We start from the raw sequence: 6,236 nt of genomic DNA on the forward strand, positions 1-6,236 counted from the left end.
CCCCCACCCTCCCCCGCCGCAGCACCCGCATAGCCGCCGCGTCCGTCCTGACCGTCTCGCTCGGCGCCGGCCTGCTGGCCTGCGGCCAGGGCGCGCAGCCCGGCCCGGACGTGAAGGTCGGCAACACCGCGACCACCCAGGCCGCGCAGGCCCCGCAGCCGCTGAAGCAGTCCAGGCCGACCGGACTGCGGATCCCCTCGGCCGGCGTCGACGCCACGTCGATGCTCGACCTGAGCACGGACGCGAGCGGCGAGCTGAAGGTGCCGCCGGCCGACAAGGCGGAGCTGCCGGGCTGGTGGCAGGACGGGCCGACGCCCGGCGAGAAGGGCGCGGCCGTCCTGGTCGCGCACTACGACACCGCCAAGGGCCCGGCGCTGATGAAGAACGTCAAGGACATCAAGGTCGGCGACGCCGTCGACGTCCCCCGCGCGGACGGCACCACGGCGCGCTTCAAGGTCCGCGAGATCGAGCAGGTGAACAAGAGCGACTTCCCCACCCATAAGGTGTACGGAGAGACGAACCGCGCCGAGCTGCGGCTCCTCACCTGTGGCGGCGGCCTGAAGGACGGCCACCGCACGGACAACATCATTCTCTACGCCGACCTGGTGCAGTAGCAGCGACCGACGGAGCTGCGACCGACGGCCAGGTGCGGTGACCGCCGACCCGGAGTGCCGATGTGAAGCCCCGTTCCGCCGCTCTCGTGCTGCCCGCCGTCGCCCTGCTCGCCGCGACCGCGGTGGGCTGCGGCAGCGCGGGCGGGCTCAAGAGCGCGGGCGCGACCCCGAGCGCGGTGGGCCCGGCGCGACTGTGGCCCGAGCTGCCGCCCGCGCGGAGCGATACCCAGGACGATCTCGGGGACGTCAAGCCCGAGGTCGTACCGGGAATCAAGGTGCCGGACGGCGATCTGCACCGGGTGAACGCGCTCGCCGTGGTGCAGGCGGAGGTGCGGGCCCACCCGGACGAGGCGACCGGGCAGGACGCGATGCCCGCCGAGATCCGTACGAAGATCCTCGACTGCGAGGGGAAGGCCGGGGACAAGGGCTGCCCGGTGATGACCGCGTACTACCGGGACCTGACCGGCAGCGGGAAGGACGAGCTGATCGTCGGGATCGATCTGGGCGACCGGGACGCGTACGGGATCGGCATCCGCGCGTACACACAGGACGAAGGCCGTCTCGTACGGATCATGTCGACCACCCAGCCGGTGATCAGCGCGGAGCTGGCCGGACGGGATCTGATCCTGCGCTCGCCGGCCCAGTTCGCCGGGTACGAGTTCCGGGATGTGTGGTCCTGGGACGGGTCGGCGCGGTCGATGCTCCCGAAGCGGATGGAGATCGTGGAGGCAACCGGGGCGAGCGCACCGCCCCCGGCAGCCTCCCCCTCCGCGGCGGCCACCCCGTGAAACCCCGCCTCCCCTCCTGGACCGCGTCCCTGACCTGGAAGGCCGCGGTCTTCATCACGGTCATGTGCTGTGCGCTGGCCGCGATGCTCGGCGCCTTCGTGCATGTCGCTGTCACCGGCCAGACCGTCGGCAACGCGCGCGAGAAGGCGCTCACCAAGCTGCAGGACGTCACCCGTTTGTACGAAGCCGGCGACCGGCTTCCGCCCGACTCCGGGATCGACCTGGCGGACCTGCCCGGCTCGCTGCGCGACCTCGCCCTCCAGGGCAGGCGCGGCACCATGGTCGCCGAGTACGACGGGCGGCCCATGATGTGGGCGGCGGGTCCGGCGGACGACGGCCAGGTCGTGGCCGCGGGCATCGACTACTCGCAGGGCGCGCGGACCATCGAGGGCCTGGACCGGGCGATCGCCGTCTCCTCGGTCCTGGCGATCGGGGCGACGCTCCTGGTGGGCGCGTTCGGCGTGACCCGCGTGACGCGACGGCTGCATCAGACGGCCACGGTCGCGCGCCGGATCAGCGCCGGCGATCTGGACGCGCGGGTCAACGACCCCCGTACGAAGGATCCCGACCGCGCCCCGGACGAAGTGGCCACCGTGGCGGGGGCGTTGGACACCATGGCCGCCTCACTGCAGGGCAAGCTGGAGAGCGAGCAGCGGTTCACCGCCGATGTCGCGCATGAGCTGCGCACCCCGCTGACCGGGCTGCACGCGGCGGCCGAGCTGCTGCCGCCGGGGCGTCCCGCCGAGATGGTGCGCGAGCGGGTGCAGACGATGCGCACGCTCACCGAGGATCTCCTGGAGATCTCGCGCCTCGATTCGCGGCGCGAGGAAGTCGACCTGGACACCCATGAGTTGGGGCCGCTGGTGGCGCGGGCCGCGCAGGGTACGGACACACGGGTCGAGGTCGTACGCAACGTGCGGATCGAGACCGACCGGCGGCGCCTGGAGCGGGTGCTCGGCAATCTGATCGCCAACGCCCATAAGCACGGCCGCCCTCCGGTCCTCGTGACCGTCGACGGCCCGGTGGTCTCCGTACGGGACCACGGTGACGGCTACCCGGACTATCTGGTGGAGCACGGGCCGCAGCGGTTCCGTACCGAGGGCGGCGCCAAGGGACATGGGCTCGGCCTGACCATCGCGGTGGGCCAGGCACGGGTCCTGGGTGCGCAGTTGAGGTTCACGAACGATCCGGACGGTGGGGCGGTGGCACGGCTGACGCTGCCGTACGAGGAGGGCGAAGGGGCCTGAGTCCGCTTTGCCGCGAGCCCTGAGCCCGCCTCGCAGCGGGTCCTGAGTCCGTTTTGCGTACTCCCGGGTCCGCTCCTAGCGTGATCACACCGGTTCGTTCGCCCCTTCGAGGAGGCCCTCATGTCGCTCCGGTCCACCGCCCTCCGTGTGGGCATATCCGTCTCGCTCGGCGCACTCTGCGTGGCCGGGGCCGCGGTCCCGTCGTCCGCACAGCCGCAGCCCACCGTCCGGGCGGCGCCCGGGGACCCCGGCAACAACCCGCCGCCGAGCTACACGGGCCGGATCAGCGCCCGCAACGGGCTGATCCTGCGCGACTCCCCGACCCGCGGCAGCCGGATCGTCCGGACCGAGCCGTACGGCGCGATCGTGCACATCTTCTGCAAGACGCGCGGCGAGAACATCCAGGGCAACGACCGCTGGTACCAGCTCACCGACGGGACCTGGGCCTGGGGTGCGGCGTACTACATCGACAACATCGGGCCCGCGCCGCGCTGGTGCTGAGCGCCCACCTGACGCCGGGCGTCCCCCGACTCACCCTCGTATGACAAAAACGCCCTGATAAAGCCGGATATCACCGCCACGCATTGCTACCGTCCGCGCATGACCGGATCGACGGCGGACTTCAAGGACCTGAAGGACCTCGCGGGGCTCACCGACCCGCAGGACGCCGCCGTCACCGGGGCCGGGCCGATGCGCCGGCGCGGGGTCGAACTGGCGCTGCTCTTCCTCGCCGTGGGCCTGAGCGTCTGCGGTTACGTCTCCGTCGGCCTCGCCCGGCACGGTGTGGTCCCGCCGGGCGCGGCCGGTTACGGGGCCGGGCTCGGCGTGCTCGCGCTGCTCGCGCATATCTCGGTGCGGCTGCGCGCGCCGTACGCCGATCCGCTGCTGCTGCCGACCGCGGTGCTGCTCAACGGGCTCGGGCTCGTGCTGATCTACCGCCTCGACCAGGAGACCCCGCACGACCAGGCCGCGCTGACCCAACTGGTGTGGTCCACGGTCGGGGTGGGGCTCTTCATCGTGGTCGTGCTCGCGCTCAAGGACCACCGGGACCTGCAGCGTTACGCGTATCTCTCGGGCCTTGCCGCCCTCGCGCTGCTCGCGGTGCCGATCTTCTTCCCGCCGGTGAACGGGGCGCGGCTCTGGGTGCGGATCGCCGGTCTGTCGCTGCAGCCGGGCGAGTTCGCGAAGGTTCTGCTCGCCGTGTTCTTCGCGGCGTATCTGGCGGCGAACCGCAGCGCGCTCGCGTACGCGGGCCGGCGGGTGCTGTGGATGCGGCTGCCGACGGGGCGGGTGCTCGGTCCTGTCGTGGCGATCTGGCTGGTGAGCGTCGCGGTGCTCGTGGTGGAACGGGACCTGGGCACCTCGCTGCTGTTCTTCGGGCTCTTCGTGATCCTGCTGTTCGTGGCCACGGGGCGTAAGGGATGGCTCGCGGTCGGGCTGCTGCTCGGGGGCGCGGGGGCGTACGCGGCCGCGCGTTTCGAACCCCATGTGCACACCCGCGTGGCCGACTGGCTGCATCCGCTCGCCTCCATCGAGTCGGGCGAGGGGCCCAACCAACTCGCCCAGTCCCTCTTCGCGTTCGCGGCCGGCGGGATGCTCGGCACCGGGCTCGGCAAGGGCGAGTCGATTCTGATCGGCTTCGCGGCCAAGTCCGACTTCATCCTGGCGACGGCCGGCGAGGAGCTGGGGCTCGTCGGCCTTTCCGCCGTCTTCGTGCTGTACGGGGTGCTGGTGGCGCGCGGTTACCGGGCGGGGCTCGCGCTGCGGGACGCGTTCGGACGGCTGCTCGCGGTGGGGCTCGCGTCGATCCTCGCGCTCCAGGTGTTCGTGATCGCGGGCGGGGTGATGGGCCTGATCCCGCTGACCGGTATGGCGATGCCCTTTCTCGCGCAGGGCGGTTCGTCCGTGGTGACCAACTGGATCATGGTGGCGCTCCTGATCCGGCTGAGCGATTCGGCGCGCAGACGTCCGGAGGAGGGATCGGAGTGACCCGTCAGATCCGTCGGGAGGGATCCGAGTGACCCGCCAGATCCGCTGGGCGGCGGCTTTCTGTCTGCTGCTCACGGCGCTGCTGCTGCTCAACGCGGCGCGTATCCAGCTCGTCCAGTCCGCGACGTACGACGACAATCCGGCCAACCGCCGCCAGGCCATCGCGCGTTACAGCCAGCCGCGCGGCGACATCTATGTCGACGGGCGGCCGGTCACGGGGTCGAAGGACACGGGCGAGCAGCTCCGCTATGAACGCACGTACAAGAACGGCCCGTTGTACGCGCCGGTGACCGGCTACGCCTCGCAGGTGTACGGATCGACCTTCCTGGAGAACTCCGAGGACCGCGTCCTCGCCGGCACCTCGCCCCTGCTCGCGCCGCTTCCGCTGTGGGGGGACCTCACCCGGGAGCTGCAGCCGGGCGGGCGGGTGCACACCACGATCGTGCCGGCGATGCAGCGGGCGGCGTTCGACGGGCTCGGCGGCAGACAGGGGGCGGTCGCGGCGGTAGAGCCGTCCACCGGCAAGATCCTGGCGCTGGTCTCGACTCCCTCGTACGATCCGGGACTTCTGTCGGGCAACGACGTGAGCGCCGCGAGGAACTGGTCCCGGCTGAACGCGGCCGCGAGCAAGCCGATGCTGAACCGGGCGATCCGGCAGACGTATCCGCCGGGTTCGGCGTTCAAGGTGGTGACGGCGGCCGCGGCCCTGGACTCGGGCGTGATCACGGATGTGGACGCGCCGACGGATTCGCCCGACCCCTATCGGCTGCCCGGCACGTCCACCGCGCTCGGCAACGAGGTCAAGGGCTGCGAGAACGCCTCCCTGCGCCATGCCTTCACCTGGTCCTGCAACACGGTGTTCGCCCGTCTCGGCGTCGACGTGGGGCTCGGGGCGATGGCGGGGACGGCGCAGCGCTTCGGCTTCAACACCCGTGGGCTGCGCATCCCTTCGCCCGTGGCGACCAGCAACTTCGACACGTCGATGGACCAGCCGCAGCTGGCGCTGTCCTCGATCGGGCAGTACGACACCACGGCCACCCCGCTGCAGATGGCGATGGTCGCCTCGGCGGTCGCGTCCGGCGGCGACCTCAAGGCCCCGTACCTGGTCGACCGCACGACGGACTCCTCCGGCGACACCGTCTCGCTCCCCCAGCCGCGCTCGCTGCGCCAGGCCTTCAACCCCGCGACGGCCTCGGTGCTGCGGGAGTTGATGGTCGAGGTGGTCGAGAAGGGCACGGGCCGCAACGCGGCCATCCCGGGCGCGGTGGTCGGCGGCAAGACGGGTACGGCCCAGCACGGCTACGGCAACACGGGCCTCCCGTACGCCTGGTTCATCTCCTGGGCACAGCCCGCCGATTCCGCGACCCCGGCGGTGGCCGTGGCCGTGGTGGTGGAGGACGCCTCGGCGGTACGCGACGACATCAGCGGCGGCGGCATCGCGGCGCCCATCGCCCGCGCGGTGATGGAGGCGGGGCTGGCGCGGGCGGGGCAGTCGGAGCCGGGTCAGCGGGAGGGGTGGCCGGAGCCGGGCCGTCAGGAGTGGCCGGGACAGCAGGAGGGGCCGGGGCAGCAGGAGGAGTGGCCGCAGCGGCAGGAGG

At 71.9% G+C, this 6,236-nt stretch carries 6 protein-coding genes; all 6 read left to right on the forward strand.

Annotated elements, in window-relative coordinates:
- The coding region (locus G6045_RS38465) for a class F sortase (RefSeq protein WP_408056418.1) at positions 1–614 on the forward strand (614 nt) is incomplete at its 5' end.
- A 62-nt stretch (positions 615–676) separates the two neighbouring features.
- Positions 677–1,402, forward strand: coding sequence for a hypothetical protein (locus tag G6045_RS38470; RefSeq protein ID WP_165336889.1), 726 nt, complete (start codon positions 677–679; stop codon positions 1,400–1,402).
- Positions 1,399–2,649 (forward strand): HAMP domain-containing sensor histidine kinase, encoded by a 1,251-nt coding sequence (locus tag G6045_RS38475; protein ID WP_328708063.1) that lies wholly within the window; start codon positions 1,399–1,401, stop codon positions 2,647–2,649. Before G6045_RS38470 ends, G6045_RS38475 begins: the two co-directional genes overlap by 4 nt.
- A gap of 120 nt (positions 2,650–2,769) precedes the next feature.
- A complete protein-coding gene (locus G6045_RS38480; RefSeq protein ID WP_165336890.1) occupies positions 2,770–3,150 on the forward strand; it encodes an SH3 domain-containing protein in 381 nt (126 codons plus the stop codon).
- Between the two features lie 189 nt (positions 3,151–3,339).
- On the forward strand, positions 3,340–4,638 hold the full coding sequence (locus G6045_RS38485; protein WP_165336894.1) for an FtsW/RodA/SpoVE family cell cycle protein: 1,299 nt from the start codon (positions 3,340–3,342) through the stop codon (positions 4,636–4,638).
- A gap of 28 nt (positions 4,639–4,666) precedes the next feature.
- Positions 4,667–6,236, forward strand: a 1,570-nt coding sequence (locus G6045_RS38490; RefSeq protein ID WP_165336891.1) for a penicillin-binding transpeptidase domain-containing protein, incomplete at its 3' end; no start/stop codon positions are given.

Origin of the sequence: Streptomyces mesophilus, from assembly GCF_011044995.1 — a bacterium.
GTDB classification, from domain to species: Bacteria; Actinomycetota; Actinomycetes; order Streptomycetales; family Streptomycetaceae; genus Streptomyces; species Streptomyces mesophilus.